At 35.4% G+C, this 26,490-nt stretch carries 22 protein-coding genes; 16 read left to right on the top strand and 6 right to left on the bottom strand.

Annotated elements, in window-relative coordinates; genetic code table 11:
- Positions 1–69: 69 nt before the first annotated feature.
- Positions 70–1,518, top strand: coding sequence for a hypothetical protein (locus tag TR08_RS23300; protein ID WP_045522270.1), 1,449 nt, complete (start codon positions 70–72; stop codon positions 1,516–1,518).
- Between the two features lie 327 nt (positions 1,519–1,845).
- Here the strand turns inward: TR08_RS23300 and TR08_RS23295 are convergent, their stop codons facing one another.
- The 3 genes from TR08_RS23295 to TR08_RS23285 are packed head-to-tail and all read right to left on the bottom strand — an operon-like array spanning position 1,846 to position 5,509.
- Positions 1,846–2,928 carry a Ger(x)C family spore germination protein gene (locus TR08_RS23295; RefSeq protein ID WP_045522269.1) on the bottom strand — a complete coding sequence of 361 codons (1,083 nt, stop codon included), beginning with the start codon at positions 2,926–2,928 and terminating at the stop codon, positions 1,846–1,848.
- Positions 2,921–4,003 (bottom strand): GerAB/ArcD/ProY family transporter, encoded by a 1,083-nt coding sequence (locus TR08_RS23290; protein WP_045522268.1) that lies wholly within the window; start codon positions 4,001–4,003, stop codon positions 2,921–2,923. Before TR08_RS23290 ends, TR08_RS23295 begins: the two co-directional genes overlap by 8 nt.
- Positions 4,004–4,024: 21 nt before the next feature.
- Entirely contained in the window at positions 4,025–5,509 is a 1,485-nt protein-coding gene (locus TR08_RS23285; RefSeq protein ID WP_045522266.1) for a spore germination protein, read from the bottom strand.
- Between the two features lie 379 nt (positions 5,510–5,888).
- Here TR08_RS23285 and TR08_RS23280 point away from each other — a divergent pair, with 379 nt between their 5' ends.
- The 12 genes from TR08_RS23280 to TR08_RS23225 all read left to right on the top strand — a co-directional run bounded on the left by TR08_RS23280 (position 5,889) and on the right by TR08_RS23225 (position 18,619).
- Positions 5,889–6,767: a carbohydrate ABC transporter permease gene (locus tag TR08_RS23280; protein WP_152597503.1), complete on the top strand. Its 879-nt coding sequence runs from the start codon at positions 5,889–5,891 to the stop codon at positions 6,765–6,767.
- A gap of 75 nt (positions 6,768–6,842) precedes the next feature.
- The gene (locus TR08_RS23275; RefSeq protein ID WP_370576398.1) at positions 6,843–7,643 is read left to right on the top strand and encodes a carbohydrate ABC transporter permease; all 801 of its coding nucleotides are present in this window, start codon (positions 6,843–6,845) and stop codon (positions 7,641–7,643) included.
- Between the two features lie 219 nt (positions 7,644–7,862).
- Positions 7,863–8,543, top strand: coding sequence for a response regulator transcription factor (locus tag TR08_RS23270; protein WP_045522263.1), 681 nt, complete (start codon positions 7,863–7,865; stop codon positions 8,541–8,543).
- Complete coding sequence (locus TR08_RS23265) at positions 8,540–10,378, top strand: sensor histidine kinase (RefSeq protein ID WP_045522262.1); 1,839 nt, start codon at positions 8,540–8,542, stop codon at positions 10,376–10,378. The genes TR08_RS23270 and TR08_RS23265 overlap by 4 nt, the downstream gene beginning before the upstream one ends.
- Positions 10,379–10,479: 101 nt before the next feature.
- Positions 10,480–11,877, top strand: a complete 1,398-nt coding sequence (locus TR08_RS23260) for an ABC transporter substrate-binding protein (protein ID WP_052427596.1) — start codon at positions 10,480–10,482, stop codon at positions 11,875–11,877.
- Positions 11,878–12,071: 194 nt separating this feature from the next.
- A complete protein-coding gene (locus TR08_RS23255) occupies positions 12,072–12,794 on the top strand; it encodes an N-acetylmuramoyl-L-alanine amidase family protein (protein ID WP_045522261.1) in 723 nt (240 codons plus the stop codon).
- A gap of 196 nt (positions 12,795–12,990) precedes the next feature.
- Positions 12,991–13,680: a dockerin type I domain-containing protein gene (locus tag TR08_RS23250; protein WP_045522260.1), complete on the top strand. Its 690-nt coding sequence runs from the start codon at positions 12,991–12,993 to the stop codon at positions 13,678–13,680.
- Positions 13,681–14,044: 364 nt separating this feature from the next.
- On the top strand, positions 14,045–14,872 hold the full coding sequence (locus TR08_RS23245; RefSeq protein ID WP_045522258.1) for an electron transfer flavoprotein subunit beta/FixA family protein: 828 nt from the start codon (positions 14,045–14,047) through the stop codon (positions 14,870–14,872).
- Positions 14,873–15,907 (top strand): electron transfer flavoprotein subunit alpha/FixB family protein, encoded by a 1,035-nt coding sequence (locus tag TR08_RS23240; RefSeq protein WP_045522256.1) that lies wholly within the window; start codon positions 14,873–14,875, stop codon positions 15,905–15,907.
- Between the two features lie 461 nt (positions 15,908–16,368).
- Complete coding sequence (locus TR08_RS23235; protein ID WP_045522254.1) at positions 16,369–16,842, top strand: hypothetical protein; 474 nt, start codon at positions 16,369–16,371, stop codon at positions 16,840–16,842.
- Positions 16,843–17,140: 298 nt separating this feature from the next.
- Positions 17,141–17,890 (top strand): hypothetical protein, encoded by a 750-nt coding sequence (locus TR08_RS23230; protein WP_045522252.1) that lies wholly within the window; start codon positions 17,141–17,143, stop codon positions 17,888–17,890.
- Between the two features lie 330 nt (positions 17,891–18,220).
- Complete coding sequence (locus tag TR08_RS23225; protein ID WP_045522250.1) at positions 18,221–18,619, top strand: hypothetical protein; 399 nt, start codon at positions 18,221–18,223, stop codon at positions 18,617–18,619.
- A 224-nt stretch (positions 18,620–18,843) separates the two neighbouring features.
- Here TR08_RS23225 and TR08_RS23220 read toward each other — a convergent pair whose 3' ends face one another.
- Complete coding sequence (locus TR08_RS23220; RefSeq protein ID WP_045522248.1) at positions 18,844–19,095, bottom strand: hypothetical protein; 252 nt, start codon at positions 19,093–19,095, stop codon at positions 18,844–18,846.
- Positions 19,096–19,631: 536 nt separating this feature from the next.
- On the opposite strand from TR08_RS23220, the gene TR08_RS23215 reads away from it, so the two are divergent.
- Genes TR08_RS23215 through TR08_RS23205 form a run of 3 tightly spaced genes read left to right on the top strand, consistent with a single transcriptional unit; the run spans position 19,632 to position 21,673 of the window.
- Positions 19,632–20,306 (top strand): GntR family transcriptional regulator, encoded by a 675-nt coding sequence (locus TR08_RS23215; protein ID WP_045522375.1) that lies wholly within the window; start codon positions 19,632–19,634, stop codon positions 20,304–20,306.
- Entirely contained in the window at positions 20,303–21,277 is a 975-nt protein-coding gene (locus tag TR08_RS23210) for a DMT family transporter (protein ID WP_045522247.1), read from the top strand. The genes TR08_RS23215 and TR08_RS23210 overlap by 4 nt, the downstream gene beginning before the upstream one ends.
- A 54-nt stretch (positions 21,278–21,331) precedes the next feature.
- Positions 21,332–21,673, top strand: coding sequence for a hypothetical protein (locus TR08_RS23205; RefSeq protein WP_152597502.1), 342 nt, complete (start codon positions 21,332–21,334; stop codon positions 21,671–21,673).
- 183 nt (positions 21,674–21,856) lie between these two features.
- On the opposite strand, the gene TR08_RS23200 is transcribed toward TR08_RS23205, so the two are convergent.
- Positions 21,857–24,667 (bottom strand): M14 family metallopeptidase, encoded by a 2,811-nt coding sequence (locus tag TR08_RS23200; protein WP_081954621.1) that lies wholly within the window; start codon positions 24,665–24,667, stop codon positions 21,857–21,859.
- Positions 24,668–24,971: 304 nt separating this feature from the next.
- Positions 24,972–26,294 carry a M14 family zinc carboxypeptidase gene (locus TR08_RS23195; protein ID WP_045522243.1) on the bottom strand — a complete coding sequence of 441 codons (1,323 nt, stop codon included), beginning with the start codon at positions 26,292–26,294 and terminating at the stop codon, positions 24,972–24,974.
- Positions 26,295–26,490 lie beyond the last annotated feature (196 nt).

Genomic DNA, 26,490 nt, shown 5'->3' with positions numbered 1-26,490 from the left:
AAGTACAAGGAATTTATTCCCTTGTACTTTTTTCTTACTATTTAATATTTTTTTTAAAAAGGTGGTCAAATGGAAAAGAAAGGTTTACATAGAAGAATTCTTGTTTTTTCAAGTATGACAGTCTTGTTGGTATTGTTTTTGTACCAATTAAGGCATATTAATTCCTACGCAGCTACATGGGATCAGGTGGATTATTCGCTTGCTCTTGAACGATTCGATATTATGGCAATGCAGCCGCATTTTCCTGGCTACCCTTACTTTATTCTTGGTGGTTTATTTATTCATCAATTCATTGAGGATAAAACGGCTTCATTAACGCTATTTAATATTCTTTTTTATTTTAGTGCGATCTTCCCAATCTATAATCTGGCAAGATGGTATGTTTCAAAGCCATTCAGTTTCTTAATTACTGCGATTATTTATTCCTCCTCCTATGTGCTTATTACAGTTAACCAGCCAATGTCAGAAGGCGCCGGCTTAGCCGCGTTATGGTGGTATTTCTGGAGCATCCAAAGAGCGGTTCGGCAGGAAGGACGTAAGGGGGATTGGCTGCCACTTGTTTTGTTCAGTATATTACTTGGAATTCGTTTGTCTTATTTACCTTTTGGAGTCGGACTTATATATTTGTTCTGGGTAAAGTGGAAGAAAAAGGAGTATACACCTAATCAGTTGAGTATACGAATCTTGTTTGCTATGTTATTACAGCTTATATGGGTTGCCGGCCTTGTTGTTTCTGAAGGAAGTATTCAGGGGTTTCTAAAACTCTCTCTTGCTTTCACGAGCGGCCATTTCAGTGATTGGGGGAATACGGCAGTTTCAAGCAATCAATCGGTAATGGAGAGGATTTTTCTATTATTATTCAATAATCTTTTTTGGCATGGACTCTCATCGCTATCTATTATTATAGCTTTCATCATGATTGTATTTGGGCTGTTGAGTTTATTTCATTTTAAGTGGAGTATAAAAAATCTTGCGTTACCTTATATCATGGCTATAAGTTATTTTATCTGGGCGTTATTTGCACAAAATGTAGACAAACCTCGGCATATTGTTCCAGTTATCTTGTTTATTTTGTTTATTCTATTGGTTACAGTTTTAAAGAAGCTGCCTAATCCCATAATAACGGTTATTTGTTCGGTCTTGCTCTTTTCTAATTCAATACAATCTGTTCACATGATTAAGGAACAAGCTACCCAGCGGCCAGCAACCTACCAGTTAGCAGAATATACACAAAAAATGGATAAAAACTCAATTCTTTATACATGGGAAGAAACAAGGGTTTTGGAATACTTGAACGCTCCTATTCCTCATAAAAGGATTATGACATACGAAGTATTTGCACACGATATTACTTATTATAAGAACAATCAAATTTATTTAACGAATAAAGTCATTGAAGGTTTTAAGAGTCAAGGAACTGATCTTTCAGGTAAAATAAAAAAAGTAAAAACGTTTCAATCCAATCCTATTTATGACCCTGTTTATCATGATATTGCATTGTATGAATGGATTCAATAATATAAAAATTGTAATAGGATATGGTCCTTATTTGGGATGATAACGAACATGCTATAGTGATAATAATTGGTTATTGAGAGGCTACACTTTCCATAGGTGGTAATATTTATAGAATGAAAGTAAATAAGACAGCACTCCCCACATCCAATAATGGAGTGGGGACTTTTTCTGCGTGAGGGAGGGTCCCTTGCTTGGTGCCCAAATTTTTAAAATTACAAATCACAAGAAATCACTTGGAAGCAGGAAAGCTTGTTTTATCAATACTTGAGGACACATCAAGATACAAGAAAAACAGACCTCGATGTATGGGTTATTTCTATTAGTTTGTTAATCAATAGTTCCTGTTTGCAGGATTTCTACATCTGCATTTACAGTGACTTTTACGTTTGGATAATACATTTTCCATTGTTTTTCATTAAATCCGCGATAATGTTCTTTATATTTTGCTCCTAAACCTAAAGGGTCAACTTTATGCTCCTTAAATTGGTTGACGATATTTATGGCGTTTATTTCTAATTCCTGTTCAACCTGTTTTTGATACCTTTTTTTATCAAAAGCCTTCCTTTGTTTCTCTGACGGAGCGAACTCATGAAGTCTTGTTTTCATTTTTAGATTAATCGTAAATTCTGGTTTACCGTGTACAATTTTTACTTTATACTTTGCATTTGAATAGAGAGTTTCAAGAACTATCTTATCACGATGTTCTAATATAAATTGGCGTAATCCAGTCCTGTTTTTATCAACTAGCGCTTTAAAAATAAAAAAATCTTTCATTGGAATAGATGTAACATATTGATCATCCTTAAAAATTGCCATGCCAGTAATCCTAATGTTACCGTTTTCATTTTTTATTAAAGGTAAATAAGGATCCTGTCCTATCTGAAATAATTGAAATAAAAAGGATTGCAAATTAGTTTGAGGAAGTAGTCCCATTTTCATATTTTGCTCAAGCAATTCTCGGACATGAATTGAAACATTCTCATTTTTATATTTCTTCATTTTGAATAATTCATTCGCACCGCCATCAACAATTGCCAATTGAACAAGGCTCCCAATAGCAGGATCACGATGTAAGGTATCTACAAAATCAGTTATCCCTTTATTTGCAATTTTTTTGCTATAAAGAGCTACGCGAAGCTGCCCACTTACCAATGGATAGCGAGTTTCGTTATTTAAGATCGAACGAATCTCTTTACTGGACTTCCCTATAGCTGTTCTGACTTCTGTAGAAGAAGTTTTGTCTCTTTTAAAAATAGGAAATACAATTGTTCCCTTTATGTTCTTTTTTTCGGCCAGATCATACCCTACCCCTTGAGACATATCGATTTCATTGACAATGTTGGTAGGGAGAAAGCTGCAACCTGATAATAATAAAATTAGAAACAAACAAAACGCTGACCTATTAATCATTTTGCTTTCCCCTTATTAAAAAAGTTAAAACAAGTAAGAGTATGGGAATATAGCCGTAAAATATCCATAAATTCATTTGAATGATAAATTTATTCAGTATATCTTTGAAGGAACCGTTAAAATGACAAAGGATAATACTTAAGAGGCAAAGAAGGAGTAATGTATATTTTTGCTTCCTGTTAAAAATTTTCTTTAAACCTCTGCTGGAGCACCATAAAAAAAGTGAGATTAAAACACTAATGATAATCAAATACATGGATATATATAGGTATTCAAAACGCTCCAAGAAAGACAGCGTAACTGTTTTTGTTAAAGAAAGTTCAGGCCAAATTGTCGTTTTTAATTGATTTTCACTAAAAAAGGTAAAGGAAACAATAGCAGAAATTGTATACAGTATAGTAGTAAATAAAACACCTAAATGAGCGAATTTTTTTGAAGCTTTAGGATCTCTTATAAATGGATAGAACATCAACAATGCCTCAGTTCCCGCTATTGAATACATCGAGCTTTTAATGGAGTCCGCCATGTCCATAAAGGAATGGTTCATGATAGGCAGCAAATTTGAAAAGTGTGCAATTTTTAACGGGAAAATAAAAAGTACGATTAGCAAAATTTGCGGAAAAATAAACGATAAAAAAGACATGCCGACAATAACCCGAAATCCTCCAGAAACACAATAATACACTGATATTAAAATTAAAGTAGATAGAATCCATGCAGGCATGGTAGGAAACATCCATACTTGAATGATCTCAATAAACCCAATTAAAACAGAAACACTTGCTAACCAATAATAAATCATGATAAAGAAGCTAAGAAATTTACCTAGTACATTTCCAAAAATAGTAGTATGAACATCGATAATATCTCCATTGGTTTTTCCTAAAAGTTTGTACATCACCCAAATAAACGCTTGTACAAAACACCCAGCAGCTAATACACCAATCCAGGCATCATATCCTGCTTTTGCGGCAATGGTCCTTTGAAAACTTAAAATGCCGACACCAACCTGGGAATTGTAAATGATAAAGAAGACTAGATAGGGAGAAACTTGATGTCTAATATTGGCTTGCAAATTGTTTTTCCCCTTTACGATTTATTCATAAAAATCGTTCGTCGGCCCCGTTTTTTTTCCTTTACCTGTTGATTTCCACTTTTTTTGAGGTCTCAAGGTTTTTGGGTTTTCTTTTTGCATGGAAAAAGGGAGCCTTACCCATAAATCTTGAAAGGAAGTATTCCGTATTGGATACTGGCTTAAATAAGGCCGCCCAAGTGACGTTAACCGGAGTAAGTGGATTTGTGTAATTAGGAAGGCTAAAAAAACCCCCAGCAAACCAAACCATTGGGCAAGAAAAATGACTGGAAACTTGATAAACCGAATCGTATTACTAAATTTATACACAGGTGAGGTGTAGGAAGCTAAAGATCCGAGTCCTACTAAAATAAGCAATACATTGCTAGTTAATCCGGCTTCCACCACAGCTTGCCCGATTACAATACCACCTACAACACCGAGGGATTGTCCGATTTTAAGCGGCAGACGGATTCCGGCCTCTTTTACCATTTCAATCATTAATTCTAAAAAAAGAGCCTCTAAGAATGGGGCAAAAGGAACAGCTGCCCTTGAGCCAACAAGCGTATCTAGTAAACGTGCAGGGATCAATTCATAATGATAGGTCATAATGGCTACATACATAGGACTTATCATTGTAGAAATAAACATAGCCGTAAGTCGCAATAAACGGAAGAAATTTGAAATGATCCAGGAATAACTATAATCCTCCATTGCAATAAAAGATTCCATGAAGGTAATGGGAAGTATGACAAGATTCGGTGAACCATCTGCTGCAATGATTATTTTTCCTTCTGTTAGTCCAGCAGCAACTCGGTCAGCCCTTTCTGTTGATATGGATTGTGGAAACAAAGAATTAGAATTGTCTTCAATCATCGACGCGATATAAGAACTGTCCTGAATATGATCATATTGAATATCTTTTATTCTTTGGATGACCGTGTTTACATTTTCAGGATCCGCAATACCATCCATGTAAAGTACAGCTACTCTTGTTTTGGATAGCTCTCCAACCTTCATTTCTTTTACGAGCAGTTCTGGAACAGGCAGTCTTTTTCGAACTAGATTGATATTAGTATCTAATTCTTCAATAAACCCAACCTGCGGTCCTAGTGCCGAGGATTCCATAGTTGCCATGCCGACATCTCGAAATTTACTGTTCGCAATATTGATTAATAAACATTCGTCATCATATTGATGCTTTTGAATAGCTAGGGACCCATTCAAAATGTTTTGGATGATTTCATCTGCATCCCTTGTAAAAATAATCTCTTGAACAGGGATTCTACTTTTTAATTCTTCTAGTGGAAGTTGTTCATGTAAATAGGGCAGAACATCTTTATGTAAAATGTCTGATGAAATAAGGGTGCGATAATATGAAATCCAAAAAGGCTCCTCGTCTCTTAAGGAAGTATGCTCACGAACGAAATCATTTGACTGAGATAATCGTTCAAGCCAATTCTGATTTGAGCCTGCTCCATTTTCCTTGTCCTCATTTTTTACCTTCATTATAATCCCTCGAGTAATTTTTTTTCAGTATGTGTAGAGATGGAGATTTTATACAAATTAACATATATTATCCTTTGGAATTTTCATTTTTTATAAAACAAACTTTTTATTCTGGCATTATGGGAAAATATAAAAGAAAAAGGGTTCAGTCAATGTAGCATTAATCATTATGAAATGAACAAATTTTGAAACACCAATCTTTTTTAGGTTGGTGTTTCTTTTTTTAAGAAGCTAGTTTTCATAAATAAATTAATTATCATTTTATTTTTTCAATCTTTATACCATCTTCATCGCATCTTTATCTGTAATGGTTATTCTACGAGTATATGAAAAACTAAAAATTTAATTGTTGCTTACATTGAAAAAAAGGAATGATTTAATGAAAATAAAAAGGCTCATTCAAAAAGATGCCTGTATTGCAGTACTATTCTTAATACCAAGTGGAATAGGATTTTCCCTATTTTATCTAATTCCTTTTGTTTTAAGTATCTTTTATTCACTTAAAGACGGATTGATTGATGGCTCATTTGTAGGACTTTTTAATTATAGGGAACTATTAAATAGTGTTTCTTTTTTGAAAGCAGCTTCGAACACCTTTTGGTTTACCATTATCAATGTGCCGCTTGCAGTTGTAATATCTCTATCATTGGCTCTTTGCTTACAACAAAAGATTTGGTTTAAGAATTTTATAATCAGTTCGTTTATCTTACCAATTGTTGTTCCGGTCGCTTCCATTGTCATGCTTTTGCAGATATTGTTTGATTGGAACGGTACATTAAATGCTTGGATCGTTAGTATGGGCTTTAAACCTATCGATTGGATGAAGTCAGATTGGTCCATAGTTGTTGTGTCTATCGTTTATTTATGGAAAAACATCGGTTACAACATGATATTGTTCTTAGCTGGGTTACAAAGCATCCCTAAGGATTACTATGAGACAGCGGAGATGGAAGGAGCAGGGCGATATTTCAAACTTAGGCATATTACACTTGTATACTCTACACCTACAATGTTTTTTGTCATTTTGATAAGTATTGTAAACTCATTTAAAGTTTTTCGTGAAACATATTTAATCGCAGGGGATTATCCGTTTGATCGCATTTATATGATGCAGCATTATATGAACAACATGTTCGCGTCACTGGAATTACAAAAACTTACATCTGCGGCAACATTGATGGCTGGGTGTATATTAATTCTCGTGTTTGTATTATTTACAGTTGAACGTCGTTATAAGAAATTTATGAATGGTGATTGAGAGGTGAAGAGGTTGGAGAGGAATACCCTATATTGTAAATGGAGCTTAACCATTTTTTTACTATTAATTGCTGGAATGATGTTATTTCCAATTATCTTTACTTTATCCAATTCGTTCATGACTGAGAGTGAAATTAAAAGTAACTATTCATCTGTTGGAAAAATGACAATTGAGGAAACGGAATTGAATATGAATTTGATTCCGAAGAAAGTTTCGTTTGAACAGTACCAAGAGGTCCTTGTAAAGAATCCGATTTACCTCAAAATGTATAGGAACTCTGCCATTTTGGTGGTTCCGATCTTTGTTGGTCAAGTAATGGTCGCTTCGTTAGCGGCTTATGTGTTTGGAATCCTGAAGTTTAAGGGGAGGGATCCATTATTTATCGTGTATTTGGTCACCATGTTGATGCCATTCCAAGTAACCCTTGTACCAAATTATATCATTGCAGATAAGTTAGGGCTTCTAAATAGTGTGGGTGCCATTATCTTCCCAGGAATTTTTTCATCGTTTGGTGTGTTTATGCTTAGACAGTTTGTATTGTCTGTTCCATATTCTTCTATCGAGGCAGCAAAAATGGACGGTGCAGGCCACTTCACCATTTTTATGAAAATTATTTTGCCCCTCATTAGGCCAGGACTTGCTGCATCAATTGTATTATTGTTCGCAGATTATTGGAATATGGTTGAACAGCCGCTTATCTTTTTAGATGATCCATCCCAGTTTCCGCTATCTCTTTATTTATCAAGTATTTCACAAGAAGAAAGAGGAATTGGTTTCGCTGCTTCCATTCTTTACATGGCACCAATGATCTTATTATTTGTTTTTGCCAAAAAACATTTAATCAAAGGTATTCAGTTGCAAGGCTCAAAGGATTGAGTATTCACCTCTTAAACCTTTTTTCATAGCTAGTGTATGGTTCTTCCTCAAAGAGGATGGACTATTTTTGTTTGTTGTTCGAGTTCTTTATCTTATCTTTACATGGGTTTGTTATTCTCTACTTAATCGAACGACGCAATAGGAAACAGTTGCAAATAAAAACCTGTGAATGGTTAAATTAATCGAAGGGCAACTTTCGATAGAGAGTGTGGGTAGATCATGAAGCAAAAAATTCTTATCGTGGAAGATGAAGAAATATTACGCGACATTACAAAAGAATATTTAGTTAATGAAGGGTTTGAAGTTTTGGAAGCAAGTGATGGCGAACAGGCATTATCTTTATTTCAAGAACATGAAGTTGATTTAGTCATTCTAGATATCATGCTGCCAAAAGTGGATGGGTGGGCTGTATGTAGGAGAATACGAAAAACATCTAACGTACCTATTATTATGTTAACAGCTCGTGTTGATGAGGACGACACATTACTTGGATTTGAGCTAGGTGCTGATGATTACGTTACCAAACCGTATCGTCCGCCAGTGTTGTTAGCAAGGGCAAAACGTCTTCTTGAGAGTCGCTATCGTTTAAATGAAACATCAAAAGATACATTAAAAAGAAATGGGATTTCCGTTCATTTTCCTTCACGGACTGTAGAAGTCGACGGTAGGAAAATTAATTTGACCCATACCGAATATGAAATATTATCTTATTTAATGCAAAATCAAGGGATTGTCATTTCAAGAGAACAACTAATATCAAAAATTTGGGGTTACGAATTCTATGGTGATGATCGAACCATAAATACACATATACGTAATTTACGTACGAAATTAGGAAATAAATCAAAACTGATTACAACCATTATACGTACAGGTTATAAATTTGAGGAATACCGATGAGAATTGGAATTGTATTAAAATTATTTCTCTTAACATCTGTTTTATGTTTATTAATTACAGGAACGATTTATATTGGTCAAACCATCTTCTTTAAGCAATATTATGCGAATCGTAAAGTAGAGGATATAAAGTCCAGTATCAGATCATTTGAAAAACAGTTTATTAAAAATACCGGTAATGTTCAAGTTCTTCAACAGTTAGAACAAGATTTTTATCGAGATCATAATACATGGTTAACAACATTAGATCAAAATGGAAATATAAAAACGGCAAAAGATTTTTATATAACAATTGAATTAGCAAACCTTAAAAATCCTTTACCAGATAAAACAATCACAATCCCACTTTATCATCTATTTACTATAGAAAATGCCATAAATAACGAGACTCCCCTTTCCAATGGTGACATAGTGGATCTCTATACAATTGAAAAGAATAATATAGTAGTACCGTTTTATTTATTTTCTGTCCAGAATAATACAAATTGGTTAAACCAACTTATTTGGACAAAAATAAATGAAAATCTTCAAACTAATTATGAAGGTAAAAATCCAGATGAAGTTGTTCCTAAACTGGACTACCTAATAAAATATAATACCGATTTCAAAATCAATAGAATAAAAGGAAAAGTAATAGATGTTCGATTTCCAGAACGTAATGATGTATCAAGGTTTATTTATACAAATAGCTTGTTTATGGATCGGATTAATGAATTTCAGACCAGCCTATTATTGAGTAAAAATAATAATCAGTATGATTCTTTCAAAATCCTTGAGTATGAACAAAATGATATTAAGTATATTCTGTTCATCGATCCGGTCACAGACAAAAATGGAGAAATAAATTATATTTTTTCAATGGCATCATTGCAACCTGTTGATGAAGCTGTACAAATGGTAAAAGATTATTTTGTCTATATTGTTGCTTTTGTCTTAATGCTCACTTTATTAGCGTCTTTTTATTATTCAATTAAGATAGCTCGACCGTTATTAAAAATAAACACTACCACTAGAAAGATTGCAAACTTAGATTTCACTGAAAGAATTTCCATCACATCAAAAGATGAGATTGGTGATTTATCACAAAATATTAATTTTCTTTCAGAAACCTTATATTCACATATAGAACAATTACAAAAAGACATTGAGAAAGAAAAGCAGCTTGAAAATACGAGAAAAGAATTTATTTCAGGTGTTTCACATGAATTGAAAACACCCCTTAGTATTATGAAAAGCTGTATATCCATATTAAAAGACGGTGTTGCTAGTCATAAGAAAGATTTTTATTTTGATGCTATGGAAAAAGAGGTCGACAAGATGGATCATTTAATTGTCGATATGCTTGAATTGGCAAAATATGAGTCGGGAACCTACAAAATGAAAATGGAGTCGTTTTTGATTGATCAAGTGATCAGCCACATTTGTGAACAATTATGGATGGAAATAACGAAAAAACATCTATCCATGCATTTAGATGTAGCTCCTATTGAAGTCATGGCCAATCATCATCGAATCGAACAGGTTATTACAAACTTTATCACCAATGCCATCCGTTATACTCCTGAAAATGAACGTATATTTATATCTGCGCTCGAAGAAAATGATCAAGTGAAAGTATGTGTGGAGAATAAAGGAGCTTCAATTCCACAAAATCAATTAAATAAAGTATGGGAACGTTTTTACCGTGGTGATACATCTCGGCTCCGATCTGAGGGTGGGACCGGATTAGGCCTAGCTATTGCGAAGAATATATTAGAACTTCATGGTGTGAAATATGGCGTAATTAATACTGGCGATGGAGTATTATTCTTCTTTTACTTAAATAAAGCAACTTAGTAGCTTCATCCAAAATTTTAAATTCTTTACTTCATCTTCATTTCATCTTTATTTGCGGCATGTATTCTAGGGATACAATTAAGATGAAATGGGGATGAAATATGAAAAAAGGGTTCCATTTATTAATGAGCTTGATGGTGGTCTTAAGTTTGGTTGCTTGCAGCAACGGAAACAACCAAAGCAAAAGCAGTAATACCAATCATCCAGCAAAAAGCACGAATGAATACAGTGACAAAGGCGGCATAACCAACAGGGAAGATCTCTCGTTAAAGGTTAGTAGAGATGAGAAAAAAACGATTGTCATTTCCGTGATGGGCAATACTCCTTTTTTTGAAATGGCCAAGAAAGAATATGAAAAAAAGCACCCGAATATAACGATTGAAATAAAAGGTTTTACCACGAAAAATATGCTTTCTCCCGTTTTATTTGAGAAATATCTGACAACGACCACGACAGAAGTTCTATCTGGAAAGGGCGCCGATTTATTCGTTTTAACCGACAGAAGTTTGCCAATAGACCGGTATGTTGAAAAAAAAGCCTTTGTTGACTTGAACCAATATATCGAAATGGATACTTCCTTTGATAAAAGTCAATATCAAATGAACATCCTTGAAAATTCCAAGATGAATGGCGGTCTATATGTTTTGCCTACGCGTTTTTTCTTGAATGTTTTATTTGCTAATCAAGATGAGATTTCAAAAACTGGTGTCAAAATAGATGATCAACATAATTGGACATGGAGTCAGTTTGTTGACGTGAGTAAGCAGTTAAAACAAAAAGGAACACTTGAATATGCAATGCAAGATAGTCCTGAAAATATCTTAAATACCTTAGTATTTGAGGATAAAAATTTTAATCAACTTGTGGATATAGGAAAAAATGAAGCACATTTTGATTCCAAATTTTTTACTGATTTATTGAAGCAAGTAAAGGCATTGTATGACGATAACGTATTAACAGAACAGTTCACAGAAGAAGGGGCTTATTTCAGAAGTTCGCAAATCTATTCACCACAAGATTACGTAATGCGCTCATCAGTTTTTTATAAGAATGCAGCCATTTATCAAATGCCACATTCATCTGAAAACGAGTCAGGTGTTTCATTCGTAGGTTACGATCGATATGCGATGAATAAGAACTCTAATGTAAAAATGGAAGCATGGGATTACTTAAAGTTTTTACTATCATACGATATGCAGCTTCAATCGCAAACGGATAGTAGTTTTCCAGTAAATAAAGCTGCTAATGAAAAGGCCTTTGCCGATTTGAAAGATGGAACGAAACTTGATAATCCAAAAGGCGGTGAAGTAACCATTTCAGAAGCTTCATTTCAACCGCTAAAGCAAATGATTAATGAAGCGAATACTCAAATGAGATGGAATGACAAGATCCAACAAATCATTTCTGAAGAATCGAAAAGCTACTTTAGCGGCCAAAAATCTGCTGAAAGCGTCGCTAAAATAATACAGAACAGAGTGATGACATACTTGAACGAGTAGGATGATTACAAAGCTCTAAATCAAGAGGCCATTGGTAGATGGCTTCTTTTTGTTATGTATTTTTCAGTGAACCAAATCTATCATATGATTACTCTTTATCTTATCTTTATCTCACATTCATTTCCTCTTTATTAATGTCTTTTATTATAACTATATCAACAAATTTGAGTTTGATAGAGAGGGGATATCAATCTATGGAAAAAAAGAAATTGTATTTTTTATTACTACTAATTGTTTTAATATTTTTAGCTTTGTCGTTTATAAAAGTTAATGATATTAAATTTTTAGAAACAGTAGATAAGATAGCATTTGCCGCACAAATTAACAAAAAGGAACAGGGATTAATAGAAAGTAACTTTATAGAAGAAAAAAATTTAAAAGGAAAAACGATAGTTATTGACCCAGGACATGGAGGAAAAGATGTTGGAGCGATTGGACAAAGCGGGACATTCGAAAAAGATGTAACACTTACATTGGCAAAGAATCTTCAACGTGGATTAGAAAAAAAGACCGGTGCTACAGTCATTTTAACACGTGATAAGGATGTTACCATGTCTCTGAAGGATCGGGTCGATCTTGCAAAAACCATGAATGCAAACCTATTTATCAGTATTCATTTTGATGCATTTACTTCAAATGAAGTGAATGGAATAACAACCTATTACAATAAAGAGGCTGATAGAAGTTTAGCTGCCTTAATCCATAGACATTTATTTAAACAGGATATGGGAACTAGAGATAGAGGTGTTGGTTTTGGTGATTACTTTGTATTAAGAGAAAATACTAAACCATCCATCTTACTAGAACTTGGATACATCTCAAATGCAGAAGTTGAAAAACGAATAAATTCACAAACATATCAAACACAAGCATCAACGGCAATAGTAGAAGGAGTTATCGAATACCTTTCAAACTAATACTGTTTGTTATCTTGTTACAATAATTTGATAGTAAAAGGAATGTCTCTAAATGAGACATGCCATTTCTATTTATTGATTAATCAAGATATGTGCCATCTTTAATGCCCTACGAGTTTGTTTCTGTTTAAAACAATAATTAAATAATTCTTTTTCGGAACGTTTACCAGTTTCAATTAATGATGATATTGATTTATTGGATATAACATTAAAAGTAGTCGATGACCATAATTACATGGTAGAAAGTACATTCTATTATCAAGAATCTTTATATCAAACAAGCTCTAGTAGTAAGTCTTCTTTACAAACATTTGCTGAAAGATTTAAATTCATCTCTCAGCACTCATGGGTAGAAGGTTACTATCATGGTGAAGCCGTTAATTTAGACAACTATGATTTAGATTATTCAAAGATTGGGACAAAAGCTTATCTGGTTGATAAAAACGATAAAAAGTACCCTGCAGATATTTCAGAAAGTGGGTATATGACGTTTACGGATATTCCTGCAGCGAAAGAAGACTATACGTTAATAGTAGATATTCCAAGTCATTTCCTATATAGTGAAAAATTAACTTTAAGCAGGACAATTGATGGAAAAGTTCAAGGCAATTTCTATACTGTATATACGGATACGGTAGCTGCTGGAGATGTCAACGGAGATCATGTAATCGATATTTATGACGCAAAGCTTATTGCAAACAATGCTGGAATTTCAGGGGATAGATTGAAAGAAGATCTTAACAAAGATGGAGTGGTTGACATTATTGACTTCAACTTTGTCGAAAAGAACTTTATGTCCATCAATCCATACTTCCCAACGTCAAATAAACCAGTTGAAAAAACTAAGAATCTAACATTAGAAGAATTGAAAAAGAGTTTTAATTAATAATTGCACAGAGGTATTTCAGGGGTACAGAAAAGTTCCAAATTTAAATTAGACAGAATAAAATTCGTTGAATTACGACCCTAAACTGACTTCAGAGCAAGGCAAATGAATGATAAAACCTAGATGAGCAATGGTTGGTCTCTAATCCCCATAACCGCACTGTGATTCCTTCACTCGTGCGGTTTTTTTCTTAGTTTGGCATTTAATTGACAACTTTACATAGATATTTATCAGAAAATTCGAATGTAAGGGCCTCTCTATTAATAAAGTAAATGTAAACGTGCGTAAAAAGGCTCTTTAGCTGTAAAACAGCCGGCACGGTTAGTAGAGGAACCATTGCTTTTTATTAAAAGGGAGGGGTTAAATGCTGCATATTGTAGCCTGTATCAAGCAAGTACCTGACACTAAAATTATCAAGATGAATCCAAAAACAAACACGATGGACCGTAGGACGGCGCCTGCGATATTAAATCCATATGATGCTCATGCTGTTGAAGAGGCGGTTCGTCTAAAGAATAAGTATGGAGGAATCGTATCCGTTGTAACGATGGGACCGCCTCCAGCGGTTACCGCGATTAAAAAGTGTATTGAAATAGGCGCGGATGAGGGCTATTTGATCACGGACCGCCGGTTTGCGGGTGCAGATACATTGGCAACGAGCTATGCCGTGACAAAGGCGATTGAAAAAATTGCAAAAACGAATTCAGTAGATTTGATCATTTGCGGAAAAATGTCCATCGATGGAGATACCGGGCAAGTCGGGCCAGGAATTGCGCGCAGGCTCGATATTCCTCCGCTGACTTCTGTGAACAAAGTAGAAGAAATCAATCAAGAAGAAGGATATGCCATTGTCCATCGGAAGTTGGAGGACGGATATGAAGTCGTTCGTTCCACATTGCCTTGTTTGTTTTCCGTTGAAAAAACAATCAATGAAGTGCCGTATTCTCCGCTTCCTAACATGATAAAAGCAGCGAGATATAAACCTCATATTTGGTCTGTTGATGACCTTGAAGAGGTAGATGTGAAACAGCTCGGTTTGAAGGGATCCCCAACGATTGTTTCTAAAGTTTGGGCTCCGCAGAAACCGGCAGGGGGAACGTTCCTGGAAGGCAACCCAACATCACAAGTAGAGCAATTGCTCTCTGTCCTGCTTGAAAAGAAAGAACTGTTTGAAACAAAGGAGGGAGTGTAGTTGGATTTCCAAGATTACAAAGGTGTTTGGGTATTTATTGAACAAAAGGATGGAGTGGTTGCTTCTGTATCCCTTGAACTTTTGGGTGCCGGAAGAAAGTTGGCAGACAAACGGGGAGTGGAATTAGCTGGTATTTTAATCGGGGAAAATGTTAAACATTTAACAAAAACTGTTTTTGAATATGGTGCAGATACAGTGTATGTTTATGATCAACCCATTTTTAAACATTACCGGACCGAAACCTATATGAAGGCGCTGCTGGAATGCACTGATAAACATAAACCAGAAATTATCCTCTACGGGGCCACCTCAACGGGAAAAGACTTGGCTAGCGCGGTAGCCACCGATCTGCCGACAGGTTTGACGGCGGATACGACAGAGCTAGATGTTGAAGAGGAAACAGGCTTACTTTTGGCGAGCAGGCCGGCTTTTGGCGGAAATATTATGGCTACCATCTTATGTAAAAAATACCGGCCCCAAATGGCGACTGTACGCGCCAAAGTCATGAAGGCACTGCCCCCTCAATCAGGGAGAACAGGCAAGGTGGTTAAAGAAACAATATCCCTAAAGGAAGAAGATATACGGACAAAAGTTTTGGAGATTGTAAAGGAAACGGTAAAGAAAGTAAGGATCGACGAAGCGGACATCATTGTGGCAGGAGGAAAAGGATTAGGGAGCTTCCAGGGATTTCAGTTAATACACCAATTGGCGGAAACGCTTGGAGGAGCAGTAGGTGCCAGCAGGGATGTGGTGGAAGCGGGTTGGATCGATCACGCTCATCAAGTAGGGCAAACTGGTGTGACGGTGACACCAAAAATTTATTTTGCGATTGGAATTTCCGGTGCGATTCAACATGTTGTGGGAATGAAAAATTCCGGTTTAATTATTGCCATTAATAAGGACAAAGAAGCCCCCATTTTTCAAGCCAGTCATTATGGAATTGTTGGTGATGCCTTTGAAATCGTTCCTATTCTTATCGAACAGTTTAAAAAGGCTTTATCCATAGAAAAGGTAAGCAATACCAGCGAAGGTTGATGTAATGATGCCGGAACGATAAACATAAAACAGAATTTCTCAAAAAGGTAGGAGTCTAAGTCCCACAATGAATCATTGGATACTCTCGATAAATCTATATTAAAGCCTCACAGTGAATTTTGAACTATGAGGCTTTTTCTTATATACTTATTTTTTATTTTTTTGTCTGTCTCCGCTTAAATTAAATAGTTGCTATTTTTACATAACCCAATTTCATTTATCTTTATAAACTATATTCTTGAAGCAAAGTGGACAAGGTTCTATGATGTTAAATTTAGCTTCGCTAACTTTAAAAGTTCGGTCATTTTAAGCTTTACTTCATAACATATTAAGTTTTCTGGAGTTCATTAAACGAAAGGCACCATGAAAAAAAAGGATGTGTTTGTTATTCTGTTAACGACCTCCGTTAGTTTGGATAATTAATCGTTGGTGAGTAACTATAAAGAAAAGGAGTTTTTTTTGTGAAACAACCAGATTTTTCTTTAAATAAGGGGTGGTGGTACCCAGTAATCCTTAGTGTAATTCTACTTTTAATTGTTTTTTTCATGCCGAAGAAAAGAATAAACTGGAAAGAAATTTATATAACTTTTGGTATTATTGGTTATCTCCTTTGGATGATAGATATGACAATAGCAGTTCCATTTGACATTTTCGATTTGGGAGACCCACAAAAAGAAGGGATACCTGAACTTACCCTATTTGGTATCATACCTTCATGTTTATCAGTTATTTATTTAAATTTATATAAAGAAGATAAAAAATGGTTCTTGGTTATCTCCTTTTTAATTTTGTCACTTGTACTTGAATGGTTAACAACTATAGTGGGATTAATGAAAAATTATAATAACTGGTATTCAACCCCCGTTCACTTCGTTGCGTATGCTTTTTACTTACCCTGGCATTTAAAATATATAAGGAGTAACAAGGATGATTAATCACTTCCTTCTTCAGCTAACCTGCCCCGTTAGCTGAAGAATAAAAAAGGACCGCCGGAGCAACCCTAGTTCTTCAACTCTTGCACCCTATAGTTTAAGAACAACATTTTACAATCTTGATTTGAAACAATAAAAAGGCGACGGCATCTAGTAAATTAAAGTAGTCACAATATGTACCTGATAAACTAAATTAATAGTGGTACACTTGAGGTAAGTTTCTATTAAAAAAGGAGCTTAGAAATCACTACTTATATCTAAATAAGTTATAATAAAAAAATATTTTTGAGGTGAATAGGTATTGGATTTTTATTCGAATTCAGACGAACAAGTAGAAAAAGTTGATGATGAAGAATATAAAGAAAGAAAATACGCTACTAGACAAAAAGCAGAAAGGGAACCGGAAGAAAGAGGATATAAACAATGGCTTATGGGAAGGAAAAAGAAAAAAGTAGTTGAAGAGGGCGAAGCGGTAGTATATTCGCCATCCAGATCTTCAAATAAGAAAAAGAAAGCGGAAATGTTCTCATTAAAACTAGTCTTTAAGATATTTGTAGTAGCAGCTGTTTGTTACAACTTCAAATTCATTTGGAACTTTATGAAAGAACCTATTGGTAATTTGACGTTTTATCATACATTGTTTGTGCTTGGAATATGTGCAGGTATTAATTTTATTGCCGTTTGGATTCTGTTTTATAAAAGTTCGTTTATGAGATTTTATCTTTCCTTATTTGCAATTTTAGGATCGTTGGGGTATTACTTCTATGTAAATTACACTAATCACTCCTTTGTGGTGAATATCAAAACTTCGTTGCTTGTTATGATATCAGTTTTGATGGTCATTAATCCCAAAGTAAATTATTATCTAAAAAGCATACTACTTCTTTTGATACCTATTATAGGTATATATTTAAGTGGTAATAAATTCGCACTTGTATGGGCTTTAATGTTGAGTGGGGGATTTATACTATTATTTAGAGTGTCTAAATCAAGAGCAAAATCAAATAAAAAGGAAGGTCGAGCAAGAAGAAACGAAAAGCAATCAGCTTAATATTTATATTTGGCAAATAAATAATGCTGGTTATGGCAGTATATTTATTGAATGAAAATAAGCCGAAAATGTACAAGTGGTGAATATAAACTTGTATATTTTCGGCTTATTAAATTTAAAAAATGGAAGAAAAGCACCCTATAGTTTAATAACATTATTTCATAAACTTTAATAAAGACTACCTTTATCGCGGGGAGTCACACAGCCTTTCATTTAAAATAAATAGAAATAGTTTGGTGTAATTTTTTAGTAAAGTCTATTACAAATATCTATACCTTCAGTTTTATTTTACATACATTGATAGTAGGACAAGCAAAGGAGGTGAATATATTGGGTATACGAATTTGTCCACCTGTAACCGATTATCCAAATGAACCACCTGAATGTAAGCAACGACGGATAGATTTTGCTCTCGATTCTCCTATTGCCTTAAATAATGGGATGCGAATTTCTTTTCCGAATATTATAGGGGAATTCCCTCAACTAGCTACCTGTGATAACCTAACTGGCGATCCAGAATTTAGTACTCCAACAGTCGAAGAACTAGCCAACCCTTTTGTTCAAGCAGAACTTTCTAATAGAGACATATGCCCAATGGTAGTTTGGGCTTTGAATAATGGAGTTCCTACCCTGGTAAGATTAGAACCTGGAAGTGTTCAACCTGTAATAATACTTCCAACGGTGTCCAAATCCTGTCCTGCTTATATATTTTGTCTTGATAACCCCTAGTAACACCTTTCATCATGGATAATAAAACATTAATAAACAAGGAAAATGACGTATACCAATTCATACGTCTTTTCTTATGAACATTTATCAAGAATACACCCGAAAATGGGACCCTTTAATTTGGTAGAAAGTCCATTACGTTAACTATTACCGTTTTCCAAGAAATTCCTTCCTAAATTAACCTACCCAGCTAGCGTAATAAGGATTATTTACTTAGTTGCTTATCAAGAAGAGATTTTAAAGGTGTTTTGTGCATTAGGATTGTTTATAAGTCTTTTAGTTAGAAAGGTACTTTGCAAAAACTTCCTTACTCGCTTATTTACGAAGAACAAACGATGATACTTTTCATCATCGTATAACTTATTAAACCAGTTATATTTTCTTAATTCTTCAATATGCTTATCTATTTTCTTTGTATATAAAGAGTTATCTTGTCCGATACCTCCAAGCAGTACTGCAATAATCTCAAAAATCATAAAATCGTCTCCTTTAGAAGATATATTCAATAGTATAATTTCCCCTAAAAGTTAGACCAAATGCCCCACCCTTATTCAACTATCCTGCCCGTTAGTACAGTAGGCACAGCTTCATAAATATTAGCATCTATACAGTTTCTCTTTGAGTAATGTTTCAAAAGGATTGATAAACATACTGCCAAAACATACATCAATTAATTGCCAGAAACACAAATTTTAAAAATTACAAATCACAAGAAAACACTAGGGACCAAAAAAGTTTGATTTATCACTACTTCAGGTTACAAGTAGATACTAGAAAAATAGGTGCTAGCAAACTTCAAAACTGCTTGAGACCTGCGTGTGTGGTCTGGTGGGTTCGATTCCCACGCAGTCCCGCCAACTCAATATTATCAAGGATTCTGACGAATTCTTTTTGTACATAGACCAGAGGCCACTCGGACTTTTTTTTTTGTTGTTGGTGTCCAATAGTGCTATTAGTTGAAGATGAAATAAAATTGATTGTAATAAAAATCAATATGCGATATATTGGTTTTATGGAAAAGAACATGATAAAACCAATTAAACGTTTGTCGTTTAGAGATGAAGTATATCAAACTTTAAAAAAGTCGATTATCAACTTGGAATTAGAACCAGAAGAACGCTTAAATGACAAAGAATTAGCAGAAAAGTTTGGAATTAGTCGTACTCCTGTCAGGGAAGCATTGAAACGACTTGAAGACGAAGGCCTTGTTGAGTCACTTCCAGGGTCATCTACTCGTGTAGCACCATTAAAGTTAGAGGAGGCGAAACATGCTTTTACGGTTGTAGCAGCTTTACACGCATTAGCTGCTCGACTTGCAAGTCCTTTATTGAAGGATATGGATATCGAAGAATTAGAGTTTAGCAATAAGACTTTGAGACTAGCTATTGAAAATGGTGATGTGATCAAGGCAATTGAAGCAGATGGTACTTTTCATAAGGTTTTCCTAGATGCCGCTGCTAACCCTGAAATTGCATTAGCATTGGAACGTATCGTACCTAAAATTCAACGATTAGAAATCTCACAATTTATTTCGCTCAAAGGGTTAAAATCGGTAGAACAGCATGATCAAATAATATCAGCTTGTAAAAATCAAGAACATGAAAGAGTAGTCCGTCTTGTAGAAGAAAACTGGCTAAGTCTTGGCGAACTATTAACTCAGGTAAGGAGCCGAGGTGAATTCAGTTGAAATCAATTTTAATCGGAATTTGTGCAGCCTTCTTTTTTGCTTTTACATTTGTTCTTAATGCATCGATGGAGCTTTCTGGTGGCAGTTGGATTTGGAGTGCCTCGCTCCGATATATCTTTATGGTCCCATTTCTTTTGTGTATTGTCATCATGAGGAAAAATCTACGACCACTCTTGAATGAAATGAGAAAACAACCAGGTAAATGGATACTATGGAGCTTTGTTGGCTTCGGGTTATTCTATGCCCCCTTATGTTTTGCCTCTGCGTACTCACCTGGCTGGCTGATTGCTGGAACATGGCAAATTACGATTATTTCTGGTGCATTGCTGGCACCGTTATTTTTTGAAACAATACACACCAAAAATGGTCCATTACAGATAAGAGGTAAAATTCCCTTTAGAGGACTTATCATGTCATTGATTATTCTGTTAGGAATTGGTGTCATGCAACTGGAACAAGCAAAGCAACTTTCCTTTGAAAATCTATTATTAGGTGTTGTTCCGATTCTGATCGCTTCATTTGCTTATCCTTTAGGGAATCGCAAAATGATGGATGTATCTGAAGGGCGTATAGATGCTTATCAACGAGTGTTAGGAATGACATTAGCAAGTCTCCCATTCTGGTTATTACTTTCCTGCTATGGCTTGTTTACTGTTGGATTGCCAAGTGGAGGGCAAAGTCTTCAATCGTTATTGGTGGCACTTTTTTCAGGAGTCATTGCTACAGTCTTATTTTTCATGGCTACAGATATGGTAAGAGGAAATATGCAAAAGTTGGCTGCTGTTGAAGCAACCCAATCAATAGAAGTAGTTTTTGCATTAGCTGGGGAACTAATAATTCTATCTATACCTCTTCCTTCGCCATTATCCACGGTCGGTATTTTTATCGTTATCTTTGGAATGATTTTGCATAGCTTTGTTTCAAATAAAAGAGTGGAAAGTCATTTTAATCAGTCTGTAAACTTAAACTAAATAAAGGTTGCGATGCTGAAAGAAGGCATCGCTTTTTACTTTCGAGGGATTGTCATGAAACATCAGGAGGTTGTTATATATGCACATACATATGATTTCAAGAATGATGAAGGAAAATTAGTGCAAAGTGGAGAGATTCATATTCTTAGTAAAAAACAATCTAGTTCTAATGAAAAAGGTGTTTCCAACGGTCACAAAATCGCTCAAGTTGAAGTACCATTTGAAGTAGTTCAAAAGATTATTGGTCAAGTACCAGCTGTCTGTGATATAGAATATGAAATAAATGTTGTTAATAAAGCCCTTGTACTTCTCTCAAGAAATGTTCAAGTTATTAAACAGATTGAAAGCTTAAATATATTAGAGGAAAAAGATAGATTGGCAGAAGAATTACTTTGATAAAAATTCATATAGGGAATTCCTACACAGTTTCCAGCCAGTTTCATGAAAGACCGTTTTAGACTGGGGCAAAACATTGAATACAAGAGGTTCTCGTTATAATGACGAGAACCTCTCACTGTAAATAATACACTGTCTTTGATATCGCTGTTTTTCCGTGAACCTTTTAATCAACGGTTGAGCTTACTCTCGGTCTCTACCAATTTCAAAGAAGGATTTTTCGATTTTATTATTCTGAGCCTTCACTTCTTTACCCTTCGCTATTCCTTTGCCTTTCTTTTGAACCTCAGAACCAACGGAAGCAAAGATGCTGTTTGCTAAGAGTCGATAGCTGTATTGCGTGTGTGCTCTAAAGGCCAGGTCATTGGCAAAAAGGGTAATAGTGGTATCTTCAAGGTTTTTAGTAAAGGCAAGAGTTTGACCCTTCGCACTTTCGTGACCTGGCCACCAGCCAGCAACATAGAAATCATCACTACCACTGAAGGTTGCTAATACTTCAGCATCTTCAGGAACAAAAGTAATCCATGCCCCTGAGGTTGTATAAAGAAGCTCATCTGCCTGATAACCTGAAGTTAGCACGTGGTCATTTACTTTTGCTTTTACAAGACCTTCATGACCGTTACTTGTGTAATCGAAATTAAAGCCAGGGAGCAAGCCGCTATCTTCTACAGCACTCAGTGTGCTTGTTCCAATTCCAACAAATGATTTCCCGGATAAGGTATTTGGATCAAAGATTCTTCCATCACTAACAATCACATCTGCATCAGCTTGATCAACTAAGTCAAAACCAAGCTCTCTCAACGAGAATGCTAATTGCGAAGACCCTGTTACTGCTACCTTTGGTAACTTCAATTGCTCTGTATTAAGTTTTTGAGAGGTGCCTAGTGATTTTGCTTCGAAATAATAGTTTTTACCAAAAGCCTGTAGATCCTTCGTACTGACGATAAAGTCGCCCTTATTTACACCAGCTTTTGTTTCAGTAGCCTTTTCGACAACTGCACCATTTTTAAGAAGTTCATTTACTAGTTTGATAGTTTCATTATTGGAATTTTTCAGCACTTGTTTCGGTGTCTTTCCAACTACTTCACCTGTTGGTAAAGTTACGGTTTCTACTTTAGCAGTGTTTTTATCAAAAGCATTTGCTTCACGAATTTCATGTACATCAAATCCCCGTAATGCAGGGAAATTAACCACTACCGGATCGTACATGGCTTTCCAGTCTGACACATTGTCACCTTTATAGAGCATAGCGTTTGCCAGACCGCGTTTTGCTTGTTTCATAGGAACCACATATGTTCCTTTAGGATATAAGGTGTTATTTACTCTTATATTTTTGGTTGTTTGTTCGATCTTCACCCCATTACGAAGTAAATAGTCTACCATTTTATGTGCCTCAAGATTATTTTTTTGATTCTTATCATCGGTTGGAATCACATAGTAGTCTGGAAAGAAGTTATCATTTTCACCTCTAATTCGTCCAATCGATTCTCCTGCAGCATTTACATAATATTCATCTACTGCTCGGTTATCCTCGCCATTCACCCCGCGCTTAAAGATCTCAAGCTGGTTTTTGTAAAGTTCATCCTTGTTTTCTGTAACAAACAACGTAGCCCCAAGCCCAGTACCCACCATCGCATTAAATGAATCCTGGCCTAATGAAGGAACTTCAGTTGTATGACCTAAAGATCCATGCAGCATCGCAAATGTGGCAGTATAGGCTGGAGTCATATCATCCCAACTATCTTCCCATTCAAGTGCTGGAATAAAATAAGAGTTTAAGTTAGAATTGCCTACGCCAGCCTGTCCCATCGCATGAGCCTCTGCAATCATATTTTCATGAAGCAGATCATATTCATAGTTCGGGTTATGTGGTGGCGTTGTTGGCTCAATTAAAAATCCGTTTACGTATCCATGCATATCTAGGAAAGAAAGAGGTGTCCATTTTGCAATTTCCTGAGTCACTTGCTGTGTTTCCACTTGTGTTTGATAATGATTGTCACGATTTAAGTCAAAGCCATTAGCATTTGCTCTAGTATTTGCCACTCTTCCATCAGGGTTGTTAGTAAACATATATAGGAAAATCACATCATCTAGTACCTCATCCACATTCAGCGTTACGGTTCTTTCTTCCTGATTGTTAACTGTATTAAATTTTACTTCATCCTCAAGTGCAAACTTCTTTAGTAAATCAACCGAAGCATCAACACCTTCAACTTCATCAGGGTGAATATTGTTCAACCAGATCGGAACTTGGTAATCACCCATTGACCCATTTTCTATTTTTTCGATTAAACTTTCAGGATTTTCTAATGCTGTTGGTAACGTTTCGTTTAAATATTTGTCAACAGCCTCTTTATCTTTTGCTAAAATAACGAAGTGAAGATCACGTCCCTCTACTGTCTTACCAAGACTTTGATATTCAAGGTAGCGTTCGTTCGCTGCATTTGCTTGTTCAAATACTTCATCAATAGCAGGCTTTATTTGATCGTAAAATAAAAACTCGTCATACACATTCAGTTTGACCGTAGTCGCAGCCTTAGTCCTACTTTCCGGATTGATCAATGCCAATTCGTAATCGCCAATAAACTGCTGATATTGAGTTCGGATTGTTCTGTTTGATAGATTATCTCTATTAAATAGAAGTCCAAACTCTAGCGTCGCTGCAACAGTAGAAGTTCCTTCAATAAAATGAGGTTCTTCTTTTACAGTTATAAATGGATCCCCATTAAATTTTGTACCGCTTGTCCACTTTTTCCACTCAGATAGGCTCTTCTCGCCAAATTGAAACTCTAGTTGACTTAAATCAACCTCGTCACCCAATTCAGCTTGTACCTCTACTGTCCTTGCTTCAGTAAGAGAAAATAAATCCCTATTTACCTCAAGCTCCACCACAGATTCTTCCACTGTTTCATTTGCTAAAACAGGGAATGCAGCTTGTGAAAATACCGCTAGCACCATTAAAAATGCTAGTAAACTAGCAAAGTACTTCTTCATAAAATCATCCTTTCTATGTACCAAATTAGTAGACTACGAAAATAATATAACAGAATATTCCAATAAAACATAGTGGATTATTTCGAATATCGAAGTGTATCTCTCGACAAATTGTGCGTTTCCTTAGGTTGATGTTGGTAAACTGTACAGGCTGATTTTAACTAGAAAGGGAAGTGAAGTTTGGGCGAGCCATAGAAGACTTGTTTTATAAAATAAAAGACTGACCCAAAAAGTTATTTTTGGGTCAGCCTCAATGATACATTCTTCTTATGAGAATCTATCGGTTTAAATTATAGTAGATTAATTAATCCCTTGTACTAGGGTCTTCAATTCTATTAGTTGATTCTGGAATCGCATCATAAATCGCAGGATCCACATCATGAATCGATCCGTCTGCAAGCCCTTTAAATACCTCAAATAATGGTACTTTTACTGTTTCTTTCAGCATGCCAGCCTGTTTTTGTCCTAGTGTCTGGCTTTGTCCTTTGATTTCAATTAGCATGATGGCTGCATCATTTAATGCAAACGCTCCAAGTGCTGTACCTGGAAGGTTAACGTCAGGATATTTTTGAACGGCGCCATAATGGGAGTTCCCTCTTTGAAGAGCAAGATTTGCTAGCGCATTAACTTGTTTGCCAAGCTTTAATACGTCTTCACCCACTTCATATTGCGTACCTGAGAAAGGATCAGTGTATGGATCTGCTACTACTGCTGCAACTTGAACAGGAACAGATCTGTTGTCCTCATCAGAAAGAGTATTGAATCCGCGGTGGTGAACATCAACATATACATCAGGCTTAAATTCTTTAAATACGCTTGTAACCGATCTAGCTTCGGCTGTCACATAAAAACCGCCATAGATGCTGTTATTGGTTGCCTTATTATTCAGGAATGCGGCTACTTCGGCTGGATCTTCATTTTCTACTCTAAAATCCAAATTCGGATTGTAGTCTCGGTTTTGGTCGTAACCAGGGATGCCATACACCACACGACCATCATTAGTCTGTCCTCTCTCACTGCCATCGGCGTTATAGTACCATGGTGCCAACGTACCTGCTGGAAGATCGATTTTTTCTGGAAGCCAGGTTTGATGTGTATAACGGGTAGGGTACCATTTTCCTTCAAATGTATTATCTGATCCTTCTGGATTAATTCTTGGCATAATCCAAATGGATACCTTTTCTAGTATTTCATCTATTTCCTGCCCGCCGCTTGATAGTTTTTGAATAATATCAATGGCAGCCTCTGTTCCAATTTGTTCGTTACCATGAATTTGCGTGGTAATTAAAATTCTTTTTTTGTTTGGACCCGCATCACCGAATTTGACAACATACAAAGGATCTCCTTTATCCACTTCGGTCTGGTATCCATCTAATGTATGGTTAGAATATCCAACAACCTCTACCTTCATTTTCCCTTTAGAGGATGCTTCTAGTTTCTCTAGAGTTTTGCTTAGTTCTTCATTTGACATGTAGCTTGATAAAGAGATGTTTTGCTCATCCTCAATATAGGGTCCGTTTGGATTTGATTGTGGCCCTGCCAATGCAGTAGATGAAAGAGTCATGGTTAATGCCATTGCGGCCGGAATAACAGCCTTTGAAAACCTTTTTATAAAAACTCCCTCCAATATGTAATAGATACCATTTTTACTAGTTATGAATATAGAAAAAAATGGTAGTTAATAAGTATATTACCAGAGGGGCGTAGGGACATTAACTGAAAAATTTATATATTTAGAAAAACGAAACAATAGAACTTGTTTTAGAATTCATTCCGGTCCAATTTACCCAATGTTTACTTTTTGATAGATGGGCTTATAATCC

This window comes from Neobacillus niacini (assembly GCF_000759675.1).
Classification (GTDB): domain Bacteria; phylum Bacillota; class Bacilli; order Bacillales; family Cytobacillaceae; genus Neobacillus; species Neobacillus niacini_A.
This window is presented reverse-complemented; position numbering and strand designations above follow the sequence as displayed.

Excerpts from the sequence above, each read along its gene's own strand:
- TR08_RS23245 (WP_045522258.1), top strand. The coding sequence starts at position 14,045 with ATGCTGCATATTGTAGCCTGTATCAAGCAAGTACCTGACACTAAAATT.
- TR08_RS23280 (WP_152597503.1), top strand. The coding sequence starts at position 5,889 with ATGAAAATAAAAAGGCTCATTCAAAAAGATGCCTGTATTGCAGTACTA.
- TR08_RS23295 (WP_045522269.1), bottom strand. The coding sequence starts at position 2,928 with ATGATTAATAGGTCAGCGTTTTGTTTGTTTCTAATTTTATTATTATCA.
- TR08_RS23255 (WP_045522261.1), top strand. The coding sequence starts at position 12,072 with ATGGAAAAAAAGAAATTGTATTTTTTATTACTACTAATTGTTTTAATA.
- TR08_RS23205 (WP_152597502.1), top strand. The coding sequence starts at position 21,332 with ATGAAACATCAGGAGGTTGTTATATATGCACATACATATGATTTCAAG.
- TR08_RS23265 (WP_045522262.1), top strand. The coding sequence starts at position 8,540 with ATGAGAATTGGAATTGTATTAAAATTATTTCTCTTAACATCTGTTTTA.
- TR08_RS23270 (WP_045522263.1), top strand. The coding sequence starts at position 7,863 with ATGAAGCAAAAAATTCTTATCGTGGAAGATGAAGAAATATTACGCGAC.
- TR08_RS23300 (WP_045522270.1), top strand. The coding sequence starts at position 70 with ATGGAAAAGAAAGGTTTACATAGAAGAATTCTTGTTTTTTCAAGTATG.
- TR08_RS23215 (WP_045522375.1), top strand. The coding sequence starts at position 19,632 with ATGGAAAAGAACATGATAAAACCAATTAAACGTTTGTCGTTTAGAGAT.
- TR08_RS23220 (WP_045522248.1), bottom strand. The coding sequence starts at position 19,095 with ATGATTTTTGAGATTATTGCAGTACTGCTTGGAGGTATCGGACAAGAT.
- TR08_RS23200 (WP_081954621.1), bottom strand. The coding sequence starts at position 24,667 with ATGAAGAAGTACTTTGCTAGTTTACTAGCATTTTTAATGGTGCTAGCG.
- TR08_RS23260 (WP_052427596.1), top strand. The coding sequence starts at position 10,480 with ATGAAAAAAGGGTTCCATTTATTAATGAGCTTGATGGTGGTCTTAAGT.
- TR08_RS23275 (WP_370576398.1), top strand. The coding sequence starts at position 6,843 with ATGATGTTATTTCCAATTATCTTTACTTTATCCAATTCGTTCATGACT.
- TR08_RS23285 (WP_045522266.1), bottom strand. The coding sequence starts at position 5,509 with ATGAAGGTAAAAAATGAGGACAAGGAAAATGGAGCAGGCTCAAATCAG.